Source organism: Pseudomonas sp. 3296 (assembly GCF_031456615.1).
In the GTDB taxonomy this organism is placed as follows: domain Bacteria; phylum Pseudomonadota; class Gammaproteobacteria; order Pseudomonadales; family Pseudomonadaceae; genus Aquipseudomonas; species Aquipseudomonas mucoides.
In genome coordinates this window covers 144,045-161,956 of sequence record NZ_JAVDUY010000002.1, presented here as the reverse complement: position 1 = coordinate 161,956, position 17,912 = coordinate 144,045, and the positions used below count along the sequence as shown (strand labels likewise).

General features: G+C 60.1%; 15 protein-coding genes. 4 read left to right on the top strand and 11 right to left on the bottom strand.

Features of this window, described 5'->3' with window-relative positions:
- Positions 1–90 precede the first annotated feature (90 nt).
- Positions 91–1,563 carry a betaine-aldehyde dehydrogenase gene (betB, locus tag J2X66_RS05225; RefSeq protein ID WP_310261773.1) on the bottom strand — a complete coding sequence of 491 codons (1,473 nt, stop codon included), beginning with the start codon at positions 1,561–1,563 and terminating at the stop codon, positions 91–93.
- Between the two features lie 107 nt (positions 1,564–1,670).
- A complete protein-coding gene (betI, locus tag J2X66_RS05220; protein ID WP_123434663.1) occupies positions 1,671–2,264 on the bottom strand; it encodes a transcriptional regulator BetI in 594 nt (197 codons plus the stop codon).
- Positions 2,265–2,644: 380 nt separating this feature from the next.
- On the opposite strand from betI, the gene J2X66_RS05215 reads away from it, so the two are divergent.
- Positions 2,645–4,594 carry a BCCT family transporter gene (locus J2X66_RS05215; protein WP_310263057.1) on the top strand — a complete coding sequence of 650 codons (1,950 nt, stop codon included), beginning with the start codon at positions 2,645–2,647 and terminating at the stop codon, positions 4,592–4,594.
- Between the two features lie 198 nt (positions 4,595–4,792).
- Here J2X66_RS05215 and choV read toward each other — a convergent pair whose 3' ends face one another.
- The 3 genes from choV to J2X66_RS05200 form a co-directional block, all read right to left on the bottom strand.
- Positions 4,793–5,971: a choline ABC transporter ATP-binding protein gene (choV, locus tag J2X66_RS05210; protein ID WP_027926638.1), complete on the bottom strand. Its 1,179-nt coding sequence runs from the start codon at positions 5,969–5,971 to the stop codon at positions 4,793–4,795.
- Positions 5,968–6,813 carry a choline ABC transporter permease subunit gene (choW, locus tag J2X66_RS05205; protein ID WP_140671217.1) on the bottom strand — a complete coding sequence of 282 codons (846 nt, stop codon included), beginning with the start codon at positions 6,811–6,813 and terminating at the stop codon, positions 5,968–5,970. Before choW ends, choV begins: the two co-directional genes overlap by 4 nt.
- 66 nt (positions 6,814–6,879) lie before the next feature.
- Entirely contained in the window at positions 6,880–7,827 is a 948-nt protein-coding gene (locus tag J2X66_RS05200; protein WP_027926640.1) for a choline ABC transporter substrate-binding protein, read from the bottom strand.
- 435 nt (positions 7,828–8,262) lie between these two features.
- Here J2X66_RS05200 and J2X66_RS05195 point away from each other — a divergent pair, with 435 nt between their 5' ends.
- Together J2X66_RS05195 and J2X66_RS05190 are read left to right on the top strand one after the other, a co-directional pair.
- The gene (locus J2X66_RS05195) at positions 8,263–9,639 is read left to right on the top strand and encodes an L-serine ammonia-lyase (protein WP_310261768.1); all 1,377 of its coding nucleotides are present in this window, start codon (positions 8,263–8,265) and stop codon (positions 9,637–9,639) included.
- A gap of 524 nt (positions 9,640–10,163) precedes the next feature.
- Entirely contained in the window at positions 10,164–11,267 is a 1,104-nt protein-coding gene (locus tag J2X66_RS05190; RefSeq protein WP_027926642.1) for a GlxA family transcriptional regulator, read from the top strand.
- A gap of 87 nt (positions 11,268–11,354) precedes the next feature.
- Here the strand turns inward: J2X66_RS05190 and J2X66_RS05185 are convergent, their stop codons facing one another.
- The 6 genes from J2X66_RS05185 to choX all read right to left on the bottom strand — a co-directional run bounded on the left by J2X66_RS05185 (position 11,355) and on the right by choX (position 16,759).
- On the bottom strand, positions 11,355–11,618 hold the full coding sequence (locus J2X66_RS05185; RefSeq protein ID WP_223515862.1) for a hypothetical protein: 264 nt from the start codon (positions 11,616–11,618) through the stop codon (positions 11,355–11,357).
- Positions 11,619–12,007: 389 nt separating this feature from the next.
- Positions 12,008–13,171, bottom strand: coding sequence for a gamma-butyrobetaine dioxygenase (locus J2X66_RS05180; protein ID WP_310261764.1), 1,164 nt, complete (start codon positions 13,169–13,171; stop codon positions 12,008–12,010).
- A gap of 14 nt (positions 13,172–13,185) precedes the next feature.
- A complete protein-coding gene (locus J2X66_RS05175) occupies positions 13,186–13,662 on the bottom strand; it encodes a thioesterase family protein (RefSeq protein WP_310261761.1) in 477 nt (158 codons plus the stop codon).
- A 124-nt stretch (positions 13,663–13,786) separates the two neighbouring features.
- Positions 13,787–14,752, bottom strand: coding sequence for an L-carnitine dehydrogenase (locus J2X66_RS05170; protein WP_310261758.1), 966 nt, complete (start codon positions 14,750–14,752; stop codon positions 13,787–13,789).
- A 73-nt stretch (positions 14,753–14,825) separates the two neighbouring features.
- On the bottom strand, positions 14,826–15,713 hold the full coding sequence (locus J2X66_RS05165; protein ID WP_123434654.1) for a 3-keto-5-aminohexanoate cleavage protein: 888 nt from the start codon (positions 15,711–15,713) through the stop codon (positions 14,826–14,828).
- A 101-nt stretch (positions 15,714–15,814) separates the two neighbouring features.
- Entirely contained in the window at positions 15,815–16,759 is a 945-nt protein-coding gene (gene choX, locus J2X66_RS05160) for a choline ABC transporter substrate-binding protein (protein WP_027926648.1), read from the bottom strand.
- A gap of 208 nt (positions 16,760–16,967) precedes the next feature.
- On the opposite strand from choX, the gene J2X66_RS05155 reads away from it, so the two are divergent.
- Entirely contained in the window at positions 16,968–17,912 is a 945-nt protein-coding gene (locus J2X66_RS05155) for a GlxA family transcriptional regulator (RefSeq protein ID WP_310261755.1), read from the top strand.

The following is a 17,912-nucleotide window of genomic DNA, read 5'->3' as shown; positions in this document are numbered from 1 at the left end:
TGCTTCTACAGGTTGGGTGTCATACACAAAACCTGTAGGAGCATGGCTTGCCCGCGATGGCGGCATCACAGGCGACGCATAACTGGCGCCTTAGAAAACCGAGGCGTAATCGCCCAGTTCGACCTGTACCGATTTGATGCGTGTGAAGTTGTTCAGCGAACTGATGCCGTTCTCACGGCCCACACCCGACTGCTTGTAACCGCCGACCGGCATCTTGGCGTCGGACTCGCCCCAGGCGTTGATCCAGCAGATTCCGGCTTCCAGTTGATGAATCACGCGGTGAGCGCGGTTCAGGTCCTTGGTGACAACACCAGCGGCCAGGCCGAAGTCGGTGTCGTTGGCGCGACGGATCACTTCTTCTTCGGTTTCGTAGGTCAGGATTGCCATGACCGGGCCGAAGATTTCTTCGCGCACGATGGTCATCTCGTCGGTGCAGTCGGTGAACACGGTCGGGGCCACGAATGCGCCTTTGGCGAATTCGCCATCGGTCAGACGACCGCCGCCGCACAGCACGCGAGCGCCTTCTTCCTTACCTTTGGCGATGTAGCCCAGCACGCTTTCCATGTGGGCGAAGCTGACCAGAGGACCGAAGTTGGTGTTCTCGTCTTCCGGGTTGCCGACGCGGATGCGTGCAACGCGTTCAACGATCTTGGCTTCGAACGCGGTTTTCAGGTGGCTTGGCACGAACACGCGAGTGCCGTTGGTGCAGACCTGACCGGAGCTGTAGAAGTTGGCCATCATGGCGGTGTCGGCGGCGCGATCGAGGTCGGCGTCGTCGAAGATGATCAGCGGGGATTTGCCGCCCAGTTCCATGGTCACGTCTTTCAGTGACGAGGCAGAAGCGCTGGCCATGACTTTCTTGCCGGTGTCGGTGCCGCCGGTGAAGGAGATTTTTTCGATGCGTGGGTGCTCGGTCAACCAGGTGCCGACTTCGCGGCCGCTGCCGGTCAGTACGTTGAACACACCGGCTGGCAAGCCTGCTTCGGTGTAGATCTCGGCCAGTTTCAGCGTGGTCAGGGAAGTGACTTCGCTTGGCTTGAAGATCATCGCGTTACCGGCCGCCAGGGCTGGCGCGGATTTCCACAGGGCGATCTGGATCGGGTAGTTCCACGCGCCGATACCGGCGACAACGCCCAACGGCTCGCGACGGGTGTAGACGAACGAGGTGGTGCGCAGCGGAATCTGCTCGCCTTCGATAGCCGGCACCAGGCCTGCGTAGTACTCCAGCACGTCAGCGCCGGTGACGATGTCGACGTACTTGGTTTCGGAGAACGCCTTGCCGGTGTCCAGGGTTTCCAGGGCGGCCAGTTCATCGTTGCGCTCACGCAGGATGTCGACGGCACGACGCAGGATGCGCGAACGCTCCATGGCGGTCATCGCGGCCCAGATTTTCTGGCCCTTTTCGGCGCTGACCACGGCGCGCTCGACGTCTTCCTTGGTCGCGCGTTGTACGGTTGCGAGGACTTCACCGTTAGCCGGGTTGATGGCTTCGAAAGTGGCGTCGCTGCTGGCGTCGGAGTAGCCGCCATCGATGTAGAGTTTTTGCAGTTCGAAACGGGCCATAAAGTCCTCGCAAGTGCATAAGTGGTTGGCGTTGACCACTGGACGTGCCGTGTTGCGCTGGCACGCTGGTCAGTGGCGGTTCGGGGGTTGAGCGTTCTGTGTGTGCTCTAACTCACCCGCTTGGCCAGTTGGAAATCCATGTATTCGTAAGCGATCTGTTGCGCCTGCTCGGTGTCGAAAGCGTCTCCCGACAACGCGCCGCGCAACCACAAACCGTCAATGAGGGCTGCCAGGCCGCGGGCCGCACTGCGCGCATCATCGAGCGGCAATACACGGCGGAACTGGCAGCACAGGTTGGAATACAGGCGGTGATCGTTGATCCGCTGCAACCTGTGCAAAGACGGCTGGTGCATGCTGGTGGCCCAGAAGGCCAGCCAGGTTTTCATTGCCGGTCCATTGACCTGGCTGGCGTCGAAGTTGCCTTCGATGATCACCTGCAGATGTGCCCGTGGGCTTTCATCTGTCAGCGCTTGGCGGCGCAGGGTGACGTTCTCGCTGAGGACACTCATCAGGTACCGCATCGTGGCGGCGATCAGGCCGTTCTTGTCCTGAAAGTAATGACTGATGATGCCATTCGAGACACCGGCCAAACGGGCGATCAGCGCAATGCTGGCGTCCCCCATGCCGACCTGATCGACGGCCAGCAAGGTGGCTTCGATCAACTGCTGGCGGCGGATGGGTTGCATACCGACCTTGGGCATCTTGCACATCTCCTTAGGCCTTCCGGTAGACGTCAAACGGCTACCGGGTGAAGGGCCAGTCTATTTTGTTTTGATTGAACGTTCAATCAACAAAGAATAAGATCTGCGACAAATCGTCGCTGCCTACAGGTTTTTCCTACGCGCAGTGGCGGAAAAAACGACTTCCGAAAACGCTCGAAACCTTTGCGCGCTGGCGCTTCCGGGGTTTCGGGCTTTTTTCGGGGTGTCTTTATATCACCCACCGGTCGGCTGCCCACTAACCGATTGGTCGGGTATCGCGTTGCCTTGTGTTCTTCTCTCGCACTGCCTGGAGCATCTGTGCCATGAGTTCTGCCTCTCTAATAAAGACCCCACCCGATAAGGTGACGGTCAACGGTTGGGTGTTCTACACCTCTACCGCGCTGATCCTGTTGTTGACCGCCATTCTGATCATCGCCCCGCAAGAGGCCGGCAGAGTGCTCGGTATTGCCCAGGCCTGGTTGTCCCGCAGCTTCGGCTGGTACTACATGGTGGTGATCGCCGCGTACCTGGTGTTTGTGGTGGGCCTGGCGTTTTCGTCCTACGGCAAACTGAAACTGGGCAGCAAGGACGACACCCCGGACTTCAGCTACGGCGCCTGGGCGGGGATGCTGTTCTCGTCGGGTATCGGCATTTCGCTCCTGTATTTCGGTGCCTCCGAGCCGCTGGACCACTACTTCAACCCGCCAGAAGGCGTGGCCGCGAGCAACATGGCCGCCCGTCAGGCCGTTCAGTTGACGTTCCTGCATTGGGGCCTGCATGGCTGGGCGATCTACGCATTGGTCGGTCTGGCCGTGGCTTACTTTGCCTATCGTCACAACCAGCCGCTGGCGCTGCGTTCGGCGTTGTATCCGCTGGTGGGCGAGCGTTGGGTCAAAGGCGCGGCCGGTCATGCGGTGGACGGCTTTGGCATGTTCGTGACCTTGCTGGGGCTGGTGACGAACCTGGGGATTGGTTCGTTGCAGGTGTCGTCCGGGTTGGAAAACCTGTTCGGCATGGAACACAGCAACACCAACCTGCTGATCGTGATCATCGTGATGAGCACCGTGGCGACCATCGCCGCCGTGTCCGGTGTGGAAAACGGTATCCGCCGTCTGTCCAACCTGAACATTGTGCTGTTCAGTGGTCTGCTGATTTTCGTCCTGCTGTTCGGCCCGACCCTGCACCTGCTCAATGGCTTCGTGCAGAACATCGGCGACTACCTGAACGGCGTGGTCCTGAAGACCTTCGACCTCTATGTGTACGAAGGCGACAGTGAGAAGTCCGACCGCTGGTTGGGCCTGTGGACCCTGTTCTACTGGGCCTGGTGGATTTCCTGGGCACCATTCGTGGGCATGTTCATCGCGCGTATTTCCCGTGGTCGCACGGTGCGTGAACTGGTGGCTGGCGTGCTGCTGATTCCGCTGGGCTTCACCCTGGCGTGGCTGTCGATCTTCGGTAACTCGGCCCTCGACCTGGTGATGAACCATGGGGCGGTGGAGCTCGGCAAGACGGCGCTGGAACAGCCGTCCATGGCGATCTACCAATTGCTTGAGCATTACCCGGCGTCGAAGATCGTGATCGGCGTGTCGATCTTTGTCGGTTTCGTGCTGTTCCTGACCCCGGCGGATTCCGGCGCGGTGATGATGGCGAACCTTTCGTGCAAGGGCGGCAATGTCGACGAAGATGCGCCGCACTGGCTGCGGATTTTCTGGTCGGCGGTGATCACCCTGGTGACCATCGGCCTGCTGTTCGCCGGCAACTTCGAAGCCATGCAAACCATGGTGGTGCTGGCCGGTTTGCCGTTCTCGGTGGTGCTGGTGTTCTTCATGTTCGGCTTGCACAAGGCCATGCGCCAGGATGTGCAGATCGAACAGGAGCAAGCGGAGTTGGCTGCGCGCGGTCGTCGTGGTTTCAGCGAGCGTTTGACTCAGCTGGACCTGCAACCGAACCAGTCGATTGTTCAGCGTTTCATGGACAAGCAAGTCAGCCCGGCGCTGGAAGATGCGGCGGTGCAATTGCGGGGGCAGGGTCTGGATGTGCAGACGTTGCTGGGCAAGTCGAAACGCTGCATGGGCGTGCGTATCGAGATGGAAGAGGGCAACCCTTTTGTCTACGAAGTGAGCCTGGACGGCTATCTGGCGGCGGCGAGTGACACGGCGTCGGCTGAAAGCGCTGATGAACCGCGCGCACGCTACTATCGCGCCGAGGTGTACCTGCACAACGGTAGCCAGGATTACGACTTGATGGGCTTCACCCAGGATCAGATCACCCGTGACGTGCTCGATCAGTTTGAAAGCCATCGGCAACTCCTTGGCCGTGTCTATAGCTAAAACTTGAGGTCATGCGGTAAAGCTGTTGTGGCGAGGGAGCTTGCTCCCGCTTGAGTGCGTAGCGCTCACAAGTTCTTGGGGTCGCTTCGCAACCCCGCGGGAGCAAGCTCCCTCGCCACAGTTATCAGCATTCCATACCTGATGTCTGCACTAACAAAAACGCCGCGATCCTCTCGCGGCGTTTTTGTGTCTGTTGCCTTACCCCAGGTTCTTGCCGAGTAGCGCGTGATACAGCTCGCTGTCGCCGAGAATCCCGACCACTTTGTTGTTGTCGTGCAGCACCAGTTTGTTGCCGGTCTGATAACGAATCTGCAGCGCATCGCGCATGCCGATGTTCGAGTCCACCAGCGTTGGCCGACGACCCAGACCTTCCACCGCTTGCCCTGGAATCCAGTTCTGCAGGTCCAGGCTCGCGCCGTTCTGGCGGGCGCCCTTGATGGTGTTGCCTTCAGCCAGGTCCAGCCACGAATCGCCGCCCGGATCGAGACACACAGAGCCATTGATGCGCTTGCAGTTGTCCAGCGTGCGCATCAGGCTGCGGCCGCACAACACGTTCAGCGGGTTGGTGTGCGCAACGAAGGTCCGCACGTAGTCGTCCGCCGGGTTCAGCACGATCTCTTCCGGCTTGCTGTACTGAATGATCCGGCCGTCTTTCATGATCGCAATGCGGCTGCCGAGCTTCAGGGCCTCATCGAGGTCGTGACTCACGAATACGATGGTCTTGCTCAGCTTGCGTTGCAGTTCCAGCAATTCGTCTTGCAGGCCCTGGCGGATCAGCGGGTCGAGGGCCGAGAACGGTTCGTCCATCAGCAGAATGTCGGCGTCCATCGCCAGTGCGCGGGCCAGGCCCACACGTTGCTGCATACCGCCGGACAGCTCGTTGGGTTTCTTGTTGCGCCATTGGGTCAGACCCACCAGCTCAAGCTTGTCGTCCACCAATGTGCGGCGTTCCTTCTCGGGACGCCCCTGCATTTCCAGACCAAAACTGATGTTTTCACGAACGGTCAACCAAGGCATCAGGGCGAACTTCTGGAACACCATCGCAATGCGCTTGGTGCGCATCATTTTCAGTTCTGCCGGGGTGCAGGAAGCGATGTCGATCTGCTTGCCTTCGTGCTCGACGAACAGCTTGCCGCGACTGACAGTGTTGAGGCCGTTAATGCAGCGCAACAGGCTGGATTTGCCGGAGCCGGACAGGCCCATCAGTACGCAGATTTCACCTTTTTCGACGTCCAGGCTGGCCTTTTCCACACCCACGATCTGCCCGGTCTTTTTCAGGATCTCGTTACGGGTCATGCCTTGATCCAGCAGTTTGAGTGCCTCGCGTGGATCTTTGGAGAAGATTACGTCGACGTTATCGAAGCGAATAATGCTCATGCGTCACCCCCTACTTTGGCGTCGGGTTGTTTGCAGATACGGTCGAGCATGATCGCCAGCAATACGATCGCCAGGCCTGCTTCGAAGCCCAGGGCGATATCAGCAGTGTTCAGTGCGTTGACCACGGGTTTGCCCAGGCCGTCGGCGCCTACCAGTGCCGCGATCACCACCATCGACAGCGACAGCATGATGCACTGGGTAATGCCGGCCGCGATGCTTGGCATGGCGTGGGGCAATTCAATCCGTGAGAGCAGTTGACGTCGCGAGCAGCCAAAGGCCTTGCCAGCATCCATCAATTCTTCCGGAACATCGCGAATGCCCAGGTAAGTCAGGCGGATAGGCGCGGCAATCGCGAACACTACCGTCGAGATCAAGCCCGGGACCACACCCAGACCGAAGAGGGTCAGGGTAGGAATGAGGTACACGAAGGTCGGTACGGTCTGCATCAGATCGAGCACCGGACGCATCAATGTGTAGAACATCGGTTTGTGCGCGGCGACGATGCCCAACGGCACGCCGATGACCACGCAGACCAGGGTGGCGAACAGCACCTGGGCGAGGGTTTCCATGGTTTCCTGCCAGTACCCCAGGTTGAGGATCAGCAGGAAGGAGGCGATGACGAAAACCGTCAGTCCCCACTTGCGTTGAATGAAGTGTGCCAGTAGGGCGATGAGGCCGATCAATGCCAGCGGGTTGAACCAGGTCAGCGCAAAAGTCACGCCGTGGATCATCGTTTCCAGTGTCACGGCGATTGCGTCGAAGGTGCTGGCGCCGTGTTGCGTCAACCATTCAACGAAGCCCGCGATGTACTGGCCTAAAGGGATTTTCTGATCAATCAGCATGGTAGTGAACGTCCGCATGCAAGGAAATAAACAGCCCGGACGACCTAAGCCGTCCGGCGTAAGCGATTACTGCGCGAGCTTGGCTTTCACGGCCTCCAGGCCTGGTTTACCGTCAATGGTGGTCACGCCAGCGAGCCAGGTATCGAGGACCTGTGGATTCTTTTTGAGCCAGGCCTTGGCGGCCGCGTCAGGCTTCATCTTGTCGTCCAGGATGTTGCCCATCAGAGAGCTTTCCATGTCGACGGTGAACTCCAGGTTCTTCAGCAGTTGGCCGACGTTGCTGCATTCCTGGGTGTAACCCTTGCGGGTGTTGGTTGCCACGGTGGCGGCGCCGAAGTCGGGGCCGAAGAAGTCGTCACCACCGGTGAGGTACTGGATCTTGAAACGCTTGTTCATCGGGTGCGGCGCCCAGCCGAGGAAGACCACGGCGGTGTCGCGCTTCTGCGCGCGATCGACCTGCGACAACATGCCGGCTTCGCTGGACTCGACCACTTTGAAACCAGCGTCTTTAAGGCCGAAGGCGTTCTTGTCGATCATACTCTGGATCAGGCGGTTACCGTCGTTACCTGGCTCGATGCCGTAGATCTTGCCGTCGAGCTCTTTCTTGAATTTGGCGATATCGGCGAAGTCATGCAGCCCTTTGTCGTACAACGCTTGTGGCACGGCGAGGGTGTACTTGGCGCCGGTCAGGTTGGTGCGCACCACATCGACGGTGCCGGCATCGCGGTAGGCCTTGATGTCATTTTCCATGGTCGGCATCCAGTTACCCAGGAAGACGTCCATGTTCTTGCCGTCGGCCAGGGACTTGTAGGTCACCGGCACGGAAATCATCGTGGTTTTGGTCTTGTAGCCGAGTGCGTCGAGCACGACGCTGGTGGTAGCAGTTGTCGCGGTAATGTCGGTCCAGCCGACATCGGAGAAGTTTACGGTACTGCACTGAGCGGGTTCTGCAGCGTGAGCCAGTAACGGCAGACTCAGCATGGCGGCCAACAACAACGACGGGGAACCTTTCATGGATGGACTCCTTGGTGTTTTTTTTGGCAGTGTTCCGACTGGACCACCGCACTTATAGGTTGCGGTTGGATGGCGTTTTGGAGACAGCTCTACCACGGCGCCTTGCAATCGAGTCGATACGATCATGTACCAGTGAAAATCTGACGCCTACAGGGTGCGTCGTAACCAGTACAGGGAGGGTCGCATCCAGTGTCGGTGACGTCGTTTACAGCTTTTTTCGGCCCTCTTTCCCCCTCTGATCCGCTAAAAAACGGCGAAAACATTGCGTCACCGCCCTGCGGCGTTAGTGGGCATGAGTGCGTCGGTGTGAGACGTCGAACGACATGACAAAAGCCTGATGATGCGGCCATCTCGGCGGATTGCAGCTTGAGCGTAGCAGCTCCGCCACTGGGCGCTTTTGCGTCTGGAGTCGGCACATCCAGGAGTTCGGCAGTAATGGCTATCAGTGTTTTCGACTTGTTCAAAATCGGCATCGGTCCTTCCAGTTCGCACACCGTGGGGCCTATGCGGGCCGCCGCGCTGTTTGTCGAGTCGCTACGGGACAAGCGTCTACTTGAGCAGGTGCGACGGGTCGAAGTTCAACTATATGGTTCGTTGTCGGCCACCGGCATCGGTCACGGCAGCGACAACGCGGTGATCATGGGCCTGATGGGCGAGTGGCCGGACGCGATCGATCCGTCGCAAATCGGCATTCGCATCGAAACCCTGCGCGAAACCCACACGTTGCTGCTCGACGGTCGCTTGTCGGTGCCGTTCATTTGGGCCCGGGACATGCGCCTGATCGACGAGAATCTGCCGTTCCACCCCAATGCCATGACCCTGATCGTCGAAGGCGATCACGGTGAGCTGCATCGCGACACCTACTATTCCGTCGGCGGTGGTTTTGTCGTGGATGAGGCTCAGGCGTCCAGCGGCGTAGTCGATCTGGATAGCACTGTGTTGCCGTACGATTTCTCCAGCGCCGTTGAACTGCTGAGTTTGTGCCAGACGCACAACCTGCGCGTGGCTGAATTAATGATGGCCAACGAGAAAGTCTGGCGCAGCGAAGAGGAAATCCGCGCCGGTCTGATGAAGTTGTGGCGTGCCATGCAGGATTGCGTCGACCAGGGCCTCAAGCACGAAGGCATTCTGCCCGGGGGGCTGAATGTGCGCCGCCGCGCCGCGAAGTTGCACCGTAGCCTGCAGGAATTGGGCAAGCCCAACGTGATCGGCTCGACCTTGAGCGCCATGGAGTGGGTCAACCTGTTTGCCCTGGCGGTCAACGAAGAGAATGCCGCGGGTGGACGCATGGTCACGGCGCCGACCAACGGCGCGGCGGGGATCATTCCGGCGGTGTTGCACTACTTTATGAAGTTCAGCGAGGCGGTGACGGACGCCAACGTGGTCGACTATTTCCTCAGTGCTGCGGCGGTGGGCATTCTGTGCAAGAAGAACGCCTCGATCTCCGGCGCCGAAGTCGGTTGCCAGGGCGAAGTAGGTTCGGCCTGCGCGATGGCGGCAGCGGGGCTGGCGGAGATCCTCGGTGCCACGCCGGAGCAGCTGTGCAATGCGGCGGAAATCGGCCTGGAACATAACCTCGGCCTGACATGCGACCCGGTGGGCGGCCTGGTGCAAGTGCCGTGCATCGAGCGCAATGCGATTGCCGCGGTAAAAGCGATCAACGCGGCGCAGATGGCGCTGCGTGGGGATGGTCAGCACTTTATCTCGCTGGACCGGGTGATCCGCACCATGCGTGATACCGGCGCGGATATGCATGACAAATATAAAGAGACATCGCGGGGTGGGTTGGCGGTGAGCGCGGTGGAGTGCTGAGTCAGTAATACCGAGTCGACTTCTTCGCGAGCAGGCTCGTTCCCGGTTTGGAATGCATGCATCCCCTGTGGGAACGAGCCTGCTCGCGAAGGGGCCAGGCCAGTCAAAACTGCGCGCTAAATGAACACCCGATTCAAAACACGCCACCTTTTGGCGCGTCGCTTACAGATAAGCCCCTTTGTGAATCACAGGGATCCAAACCGGCCTTGACCACTCGTCACCCGTGCTTGCGGTGACACTCTGTCCCGGCACCTCGCAGCCCTGTTCCCACAAGTGATACCGATTTGCTCACGCCCCGCAGGGCAGGGCGTCTATCGCCGATAATGGCACTTATATCCACCCGTCGTCGCGCGGCTTATATAGACATGTCGCGACGTCGTTTTCAGGAGTTATTGAACGCGCATTCAATTTTAGGCATGGCATTTGCTCTGTCATTACAAAGCCCGTCTCCCACGCGAGAACGATGGCAATAACAAGAGCCTCCGCCTGAGGCCATCACCCGCTTTGTGTGAGGAGATACCGCGATGACGACGTCCAACTCCGGGGCTCAACCCCAGAACCGTGCGCCTCAATCCATCGGCTTTCTGCTGTTGGACAATTTCACGCTTATTTCTCTGGCCTCCGCAGTGGAACCCCTGCGCATGGCCAACCAATTGTCCGGCCGCGAGCTGTATCGCTGGTCCACGCTCACCGTCGATGGCGGCCAGGTCTGGGCCAGTGACGGCCTGCAGATCACCCCCGATTGCTCCATGCACAAAGCCCCGCCACTGGACACCATCATCGTCTGCGGCGGTATCGGCATTCAGCGCACCGTTACCCGTGAACACGTGTCATGGCTGCAGAGCCAGGCGCGTCAGTCCCGTCGCCTCGGCGCGGTCTGCACCGGCAGCTGGGCCCTGGCCTGCGCCGGCCTGCTGGACGGCTTCGATTGCAGCGTGCACTGGGAATGCCTGGCCTCGATGCAGGAAGCGTTCCCGCGTGTGGCCATGAGTACTCGCTTGTTCACCCTCGACCGTAACCGTTTCACCAGCTCCGGCGGCACCGCGCCACTGGACATGATGCTGCACCTGATCAGCCGCGATCACGGTCGTGAACTGTCCGCCGCGATCTCGGAAATGTTTGTCTACGAACGTATCCGCAACGAGCAGGACCATCAGCGTGTGCCGCTCAAGCACATGCTCGGGACCAACCAGCCGAAGTTGCAGGAAATCGTTGCGCTGATGGAGGCCAACCTCGAAGAGCCGATCGACCTCGACGAACTGGCGGTGTACGTCGCCGTTTCGCGTCGACAGCTTGAGCGGTTGTTCCAGAAATACCTGCACTGCTCGCCGTCGCGCTACTACCTGAAACTGCGCCTGATCCGCGCCCGGCAGTTGCTCAAGCAAACGCCGATGTCGATCATCGAAGTGGCGTCGGTGTGCGGTTTCGTGTCCACGCCGCACTTCTCCAAGTGCTACCGCGAATACTTCGGCATTCCGCCGCGTGACGAGCGCGTAGGTTCCAACACCACGCAACAGGTGGCGATGATGCCGCTGCCGCAAGCACTGGTGCTGTCGCCATTGTCGGGGCCGTTGTCGGCGTTGAGTCAGGCGCGTAACGAGTCGACTTTCGCTAGCGTACGGCTCTAGACCGAGCTGACTTCATCGCGGGCAAGCCCGGCTCCCACAGCATCACGCTGTACCTGTGGGAGCCGGGCTTGCCCGCGATGGGTTCTATCAGGTTCGGGGGCTCTGCTGGTACTCCGCCAATGCTGGCAGCAATTGCTTGTCGATCGCCTGACGCACTGCCGGCAGGATGGTCGCGCTGCTGGTGTACATCTGCTTGACCATAGTCCGCAGTTCCATAGCCCGTTCGTTGTTCAAACCCCGTACCGCGCATTCGCAGGCCTGCTCCGCGGTGGCGCCAGGGGGCACTGCAAAGCCCAACGCCTTGAGCTGGCCCAACAGGTCTTCCTGGTCGATCAAATCAGCGTACATCATGACGCAATCCTTCTTCAGGGAACGGTGTCTTGCCTCGATTCTGGTAGGGGGACGAAGTGGCGGCAAGGGCGATTTGTCGCGATGGCTGCAATACCTATGAACAGGTCGTTTTCGGCTAACTTGCGAATCAAGGGAGTGGGCACACTGGACTCAGCTGGCAACACGAAGGTTTGGTCACCCTCGCGCAACGGCTCCTCAACAGTACCCTCCTCAGCTCCGATCCTGTCACGGCTTGATCGGGGTTTTTTTTTGCCTGTGAATCAGGGCGGGATGGGGTGTTCGGGTTTAAGCCATCGCGAGCAGGCTCACTCCTGCACTCAACCGCATTCCTCTGAAAGAACCCGGTCGACTGAAGGCGTGAGCCTGCTCGCGATGAACGATGACGCGGTCTAGCGTTGCAACACCAGGATCCGCGACAACAACTCATCACGGTCGACATAGCACCCCTGAAAATGCCGGGCGCCACTGGCGGGATCAAACGCATTGCGCGCATGCAGCGTGCGGCGGTTATCAAAGCACCACAGCTCACCCGGATTCAGCCGCGTCATCAGCCGGAACCGCGCTTCCCGGGTCATCGCAATGAACCGCCGGTAAGCGTGATACAGCTTGGGCATCTGCTCCACTGACGCATCAAACGGCCCACGCAGAAAATTCGCCATGCGGATTTCCGACACCTGCCCGCGGGCATCCAGCGCGATGATCGGCGCCAGGCAGCGGTAGTCGCTGTGACGGTCCTTGTTGCGAAATTCCACGGGGATATCACAGAGACTTTTGAACGCCTCGGGGTCCTCCTTACGCAAGGCTTCGGCGATGGCAAAACCGTCGACGAAAATACTCTCGCCCCCATCGGCGTCATTGACCAGGCAATGCAGGAATTGCAGCCCCGGTTGCAGCTCCCGGGTCGGCAAATCGCTGTGCAACGGCAGGTTGAAAGCGGTGTAGGCATTGCTGTCGGCATCGGCCTTGGATTGCACATTGAACAGCACGCCGAAATTGCTCTCGCGGATGAAGGAAATCCGTTGGGCGATCAGCTTCAGCGAGCCCGGTTCAGTGGGTACGCCGCGCACTTGAGTCAGGCCGATATCGCGCACTGCCAGCAGCCATTGCAGCAGGGCGTCGTTGTTATTCATCAGCGCGTGGTAATCGAACACCGGCAACTGCAAATCCTGTTGCCACAGCCTGGCCTTGGGTTTACGCGCCTCGCGTTCAGCGCGGGATTCATCGTCGTAGGCATGGGCGCGCAGCCAGCCGGGGTCGAAGCGGCTGAGATGACCGTCCTGCCAATCGACGCAGAGACACCCTTCAGCATCGACGCGAGACTCGGAGGGCAACAGGGTTTCGGCGACATCGACGATCTCCAGCACTTGCTCGCGGGTCACGGTATAGACGCATTGCGGGCACGGGCAGTTGTCGCGCAGCCACTGATGATGAAAGGGACTGATGCGACCGTCCGCCCAGTTCACTTGAATTCGGTCCGCCAGGGTGTGCACGGCGGTCAACGCGCTGATCAACGGGTAGGTACGGAAGTCGGCAAAAGCGGCGGCGGTGTTCAATGGCGATCTCCTTGTTATTTTTTTGGGGGTAAAGCGATCACTCGACCAATGTACTCGGGGGTGGGCAAGTCAGTCTGCTCGGCGACGATGGCTTGCAGCCTGCTCAGCGACAGTTCACTGAAGGGCGCGGATCGCGGCCCGGCGAGGTCGACGTGCAGCAACATTTGCTCGTTGCCGGCCAGCTCCTTGTCGTCACCGACCCGATGCAGGCTGTGGTAGAGGTGCAGGCGTTTGCTGTCGTGACCGATGATTTGCGTGTGCACTTCAACGTCGGCGTCGAGCTTCACTTCGTGCAGGTAATTGAGGTGCAGTTCGAGGGTGAACAGCGAGTGGCCGCTGGCTTCGCGGTTGTTGCTATCGAGCCCTAAACGATCCATCAGCGCGTCGGTGGCGTAGCTGAAGATCAGCAGGTAGAAAGCGTCGCGCAGGTGGCCGTTGTAGTCGACCCAGTCGGGGATGATGCGTGTTTGGTAGGTGGTGAGGGTGGGCATGATGAATGATCCAGAATGTGTGGTGATCGGGCTGCTGCTATCGCGAGCAAGCTCGCTCCCACAAGGACTGCGCAAAACCTGTGGGAGCGAGCTTGCTCGCGATGGGGCCAGCCCTGCCAGTTCATTACTCGCTGAAGGCCATCCCATGCTTCTCTTTGGTGGTCTTCACCGCCTCCAGCACCGCCAGCAGGCAATCATCACGATAGCGCTCCAGCGCCGAAATGCTGTGCGTGCCCAACTGATCAGTGGTGCCATCCACCACATCATCGATCAATTTGTCGGTCAGCTCCGGCGCTGGCAAATAAGTCCACGGCAACTGCAGCGCCGGACCGAATTGCGCCATGAAGTGGCGCATCCCGGCATCACCGCCGGCCAGCGTGTAGGTCAGGAACGTGCCCATGAACGACCAGCGCAAACCCGCGCCAAACCGAATAGCGTCGTCGATTTCACCGGTGGTTGCCACGCCGTCGTTCACCAGGTGCAGCGCTTCACGCCAGAGCGCTTCGAGCAAGCGGTCGGCGATAAATCCCGGGACTTCCTTGCGCACGTGGAGCGGACGCATGCCCAAGGATTCGTACACTTTTATCGCTGCTTGAATGGCTTGCGGCGCGGTGTTTTTGCCACCGACCACTTCCACCAGCGGTAGCAGGTAAACCGGGTTGAACGGGTGGCCGACGACGCAGCGTTCCGGGTGCGTTGCACTCTCGTAGAACTCGCTCGGCAACAGGCCCGAAGTACTGGAGCCGATCAAGGCATTGGGCTTGGCTGCAGCGCTGATTTTGCTATGCAATTCCAGTTTCAGATCGAGGCGTTCGGGGGCGCTTTCCTGGATGAAATCGGCGTCGCGTACGCATTCTTCAATCGTCGCGACAAAGCGCAGGCGATCCTGAGACGCACCAGGCGCCAGGCCTTGTTTCTCCAGTGCGCCCCACGCGTTGGCGACGCGTTTTCGCAGGGCGGCTTCGGCACCGGGCGCCGGGTCCCAGGCGATCACGTCAAGGCCATGGGCGAGGGCGCGGGACACCCAGCCGCTGCCGATGACACCGCTGCCCAGGGCTGCGAAGGTTTTGATTTCGGTGATGAAAGTCATGGCGACGTCCTGAATTTTGCTCAAAAAACTGTGGGAGCGAGCCTGCTCGCTCCCACAGGGGGAAAGGGTCGGTTCAACCGCGCTTGGTCAGGCCCATTTTTGCCCGGCCTTCAGCCGGTGTCAGAACCCGGGCGCCGAGGCGGCTGAGGATTTCGCCGGCGCGTTCGACCAGTTGGCCGTTGGTCGCCAGTACACCCTTGTCCAGCCAGATGTTGTCTTCCAGACCGACCCGCACGTTGCCGCCCAGCAGCACCGCTTGCGCTGCCATCGGCATCTGCATGCGACCGATACCAAAGCCTGCCCACACGGCATTGGCCGGCAGGTTGTCGACCATGGCTTTCATGGTGGTGGTGTCGGCCGGTGCGCCCCACGGGATGCCCAGGCACAGCTGGAACAACGGGTCGTCGAGCAGGCCTTCCTTGATCAACTGCTTGGCGAACCACAGGTGACCGGTGTCGAAGATTTCCAGCTCGGCTTTCACGCCCAGCTCTTGAATGCGTTTGGCGCCAGCGCGCAGCTGGGCAGGGGTGGACACATAAATGGTGTCGCCATCGCCGAAGTTCAGGGTGCCGCAATCGAGGGTGCAGATTTCCGGCAGCAATTCTTCGACGTGAGCCAGGCGGGTCAGCGGGCCAACCAGGTCGGTGTTCGGGCCGAACTCCATCGGATTCTCGCCGGCGCCGATTTCCAGGTCGCCGCCCATGCCGGCGGTGAGGTTGACGATGATGTCGACGTCGGCCTCGCGGATGCGCTCCATCACTTCACGGTACAACGCCACGTCGCGGCTGAATTTTCCGGTTTCGGGGTTACGCACGTGGCAGTGGACCACGGTGGCGCCAGCCTTGGCGGCTTCTACGGCGGCGGCGGCGATTTGTTTCGGGGTGACCGGCACGTGTGGGCTCTTGCTGGTCGTGTCGCCAGCACCGGTGAGTGCGCAGGTGATGATGACGTCGTGGTTCATGGGGCGGTTCCTTACAGGCGAGTGTTGTTCAGAAGAAAGGCCAGGCGTAGTGGCCCCGTTCGCAGCCCGGTCGGGCTGCGAGTCGGTGGTTCGGTTCAAGTTTATTTGCTGGTCAGTTGCAGGTTTTCAGCCGCCGGTTTGCCATCGAAAGTGGTCACACCTTCGAGCCAGCGCTGCTTGTCTTGCGGGTGATCTTTCAACCATTGCTTGGCGGATTCGAAGGCGTCCTTGTGATCCAGCAGCGGCTGCATCATCCGGCTCTCATCTTCGGCGGTGTAGGTCAGGTTGCTCAGCAAACGGCCGATGTTCGGGCACTGTTCGGCGTATTTCGGCGCGGTGACGGTCCAGACCGTGGCCATGCCTTCATTCGGGCCAAGGGCGTCGTCGCTGCCGGTGAGGTAGGTCATCTTCACGTTGACGTTCATCGGGTGCGGGGCCCAGCCGAAGAACACCACGGCCTCGTTGCGGCGCACGGCGCGATCCACGGCGGCCAGCATGCCGGCTTCGCTGGATTCGACCAGTTGGAATTTGCCAAGGCCGAACTGGTTCTTGGCGATCATTGCCTTGATCTGGGTGTTGGCGCCCGAGCCAGGCTCGATGCCGTAGATCTTGCCGCCCAGTTCTTTCTCGAACTTGGCAATGTCGGCGAAGGTTTTCAGGCCCTTGTCGGCAAGGTACGTCGGTACGGCGAGGGTCGCGCGAGCGTCTTTCAGGCTCGGGGCTTGCAGCACTTTGACCTGGTTGCCGTCGACGAACGGGGTGATGGTCTGGGTCATCAGCGGGTTCCAGTAACCGAGGAACAAGTCCAGGCGCTGGTCGCGGATCCCGGCGAAGATGATTTGCTGGGAGGCGCTGGTTTGTTTGGTGTTGTAGCCGAGGCCATCGAGCAGGACCTGGGTCATGGCGCTGGTGGCGATTACATCGGTCCAGTTCACGACGCCCATGCGTACGTTCTGGCACGATGCGGGTTCGGCGGCCATGACGCTGGCGCTCAGCAAAGCGGTACCACTGAGTGCAAGAACACAGCTGCTGATCAGTCGTTTCATCTCAGGTTCCTCGGCAGTTCGTTTATTGTGAGTTCCGGTGTCTGATGCGCCGGTGATGCCAAGTTACGCAGCTAAGGCCCCATGAAAGCGCACCACGGCGACCAGCTCTTGCACTGCAGCGACCTGTCCTCTTGAATGCCGCTTGCAAGTGGCGTATCAACGTCAAACGCTACCCGCCCTGACATTACCCGCCTATCGAGTGCGCTCCATGTCCCAGGATTTCTACTTCTTGTTGATGCCGGGTTTCTCGGCGATTGGATTTATCTCGGCCATCGAGCCGCTGCGGGTCGCCAATCGCTTTCGCGGCGAGCTGTATCGCTGGCATGTATTGAGCGCCGACGGCGGGGCGGTGCTGGCCAGCAACGGCATGTCGGTCAACGCCGACGCGGCGCTGGAGCCGTTGAAGAAGGGCGCCACCCTGTTAGTGGTCGCCGGTTTCGAACCACTGAAATTCGCCACCCCGGCACTGGAGCACTGGTTGCGTCGGCTGGACAACGAAGGCGTGACCCTCGGCGCCATCGACACAGGCAGTTTCATCCTCGCCGAGGCCGGTCTGCTCGACGGCCATCGCTTGACGCTGCACTGGGAAGCCATCGATGCGTTCAAGGAATCGTATCCGCAGCTCAGCGTCACCCAGGAGCTGTTCGAAATCGACCGCCGCCGCATCACCTCGGCCGGTGGCACCGCCTCCATCGACCTGATGCTCGACCTCATCGCCCAGGCCCATGGCCCGGAACTGGCGATCCAGGTCAGCGAGCAATTCGTACTCGGCCGCATTCGCCCACGCAAAGACCACCAACGCATGGAGGTCGCCACGCGGTATGGCATCAGCAACAAGAAGCTGGTTCACGTGATTGGGGAGATGGAGCAGCACAGCGAACCGCCGCTGACCACGCTGGAACTGGCGGAATCGATCAAGGTGACGCGGCGGCAACTGGAGCGATTGTTTCGTCTGCACCTGAACGACACACCGAGCAATTTTTACCTGCGATTGAGGCTGGAAAAGGCTCGGCAGTTGCTGCGTCAGACCGATATGAGCGTGCTGGAAGTGAGTATCGCGTGCGGGTTCGAATCGCCGTCGTATTTCACCCGCAGTTATCGGGCGAAGTTTGCGCGTTGCCCCCGCGAGGACCGACGCACCGCCAAGGCATGA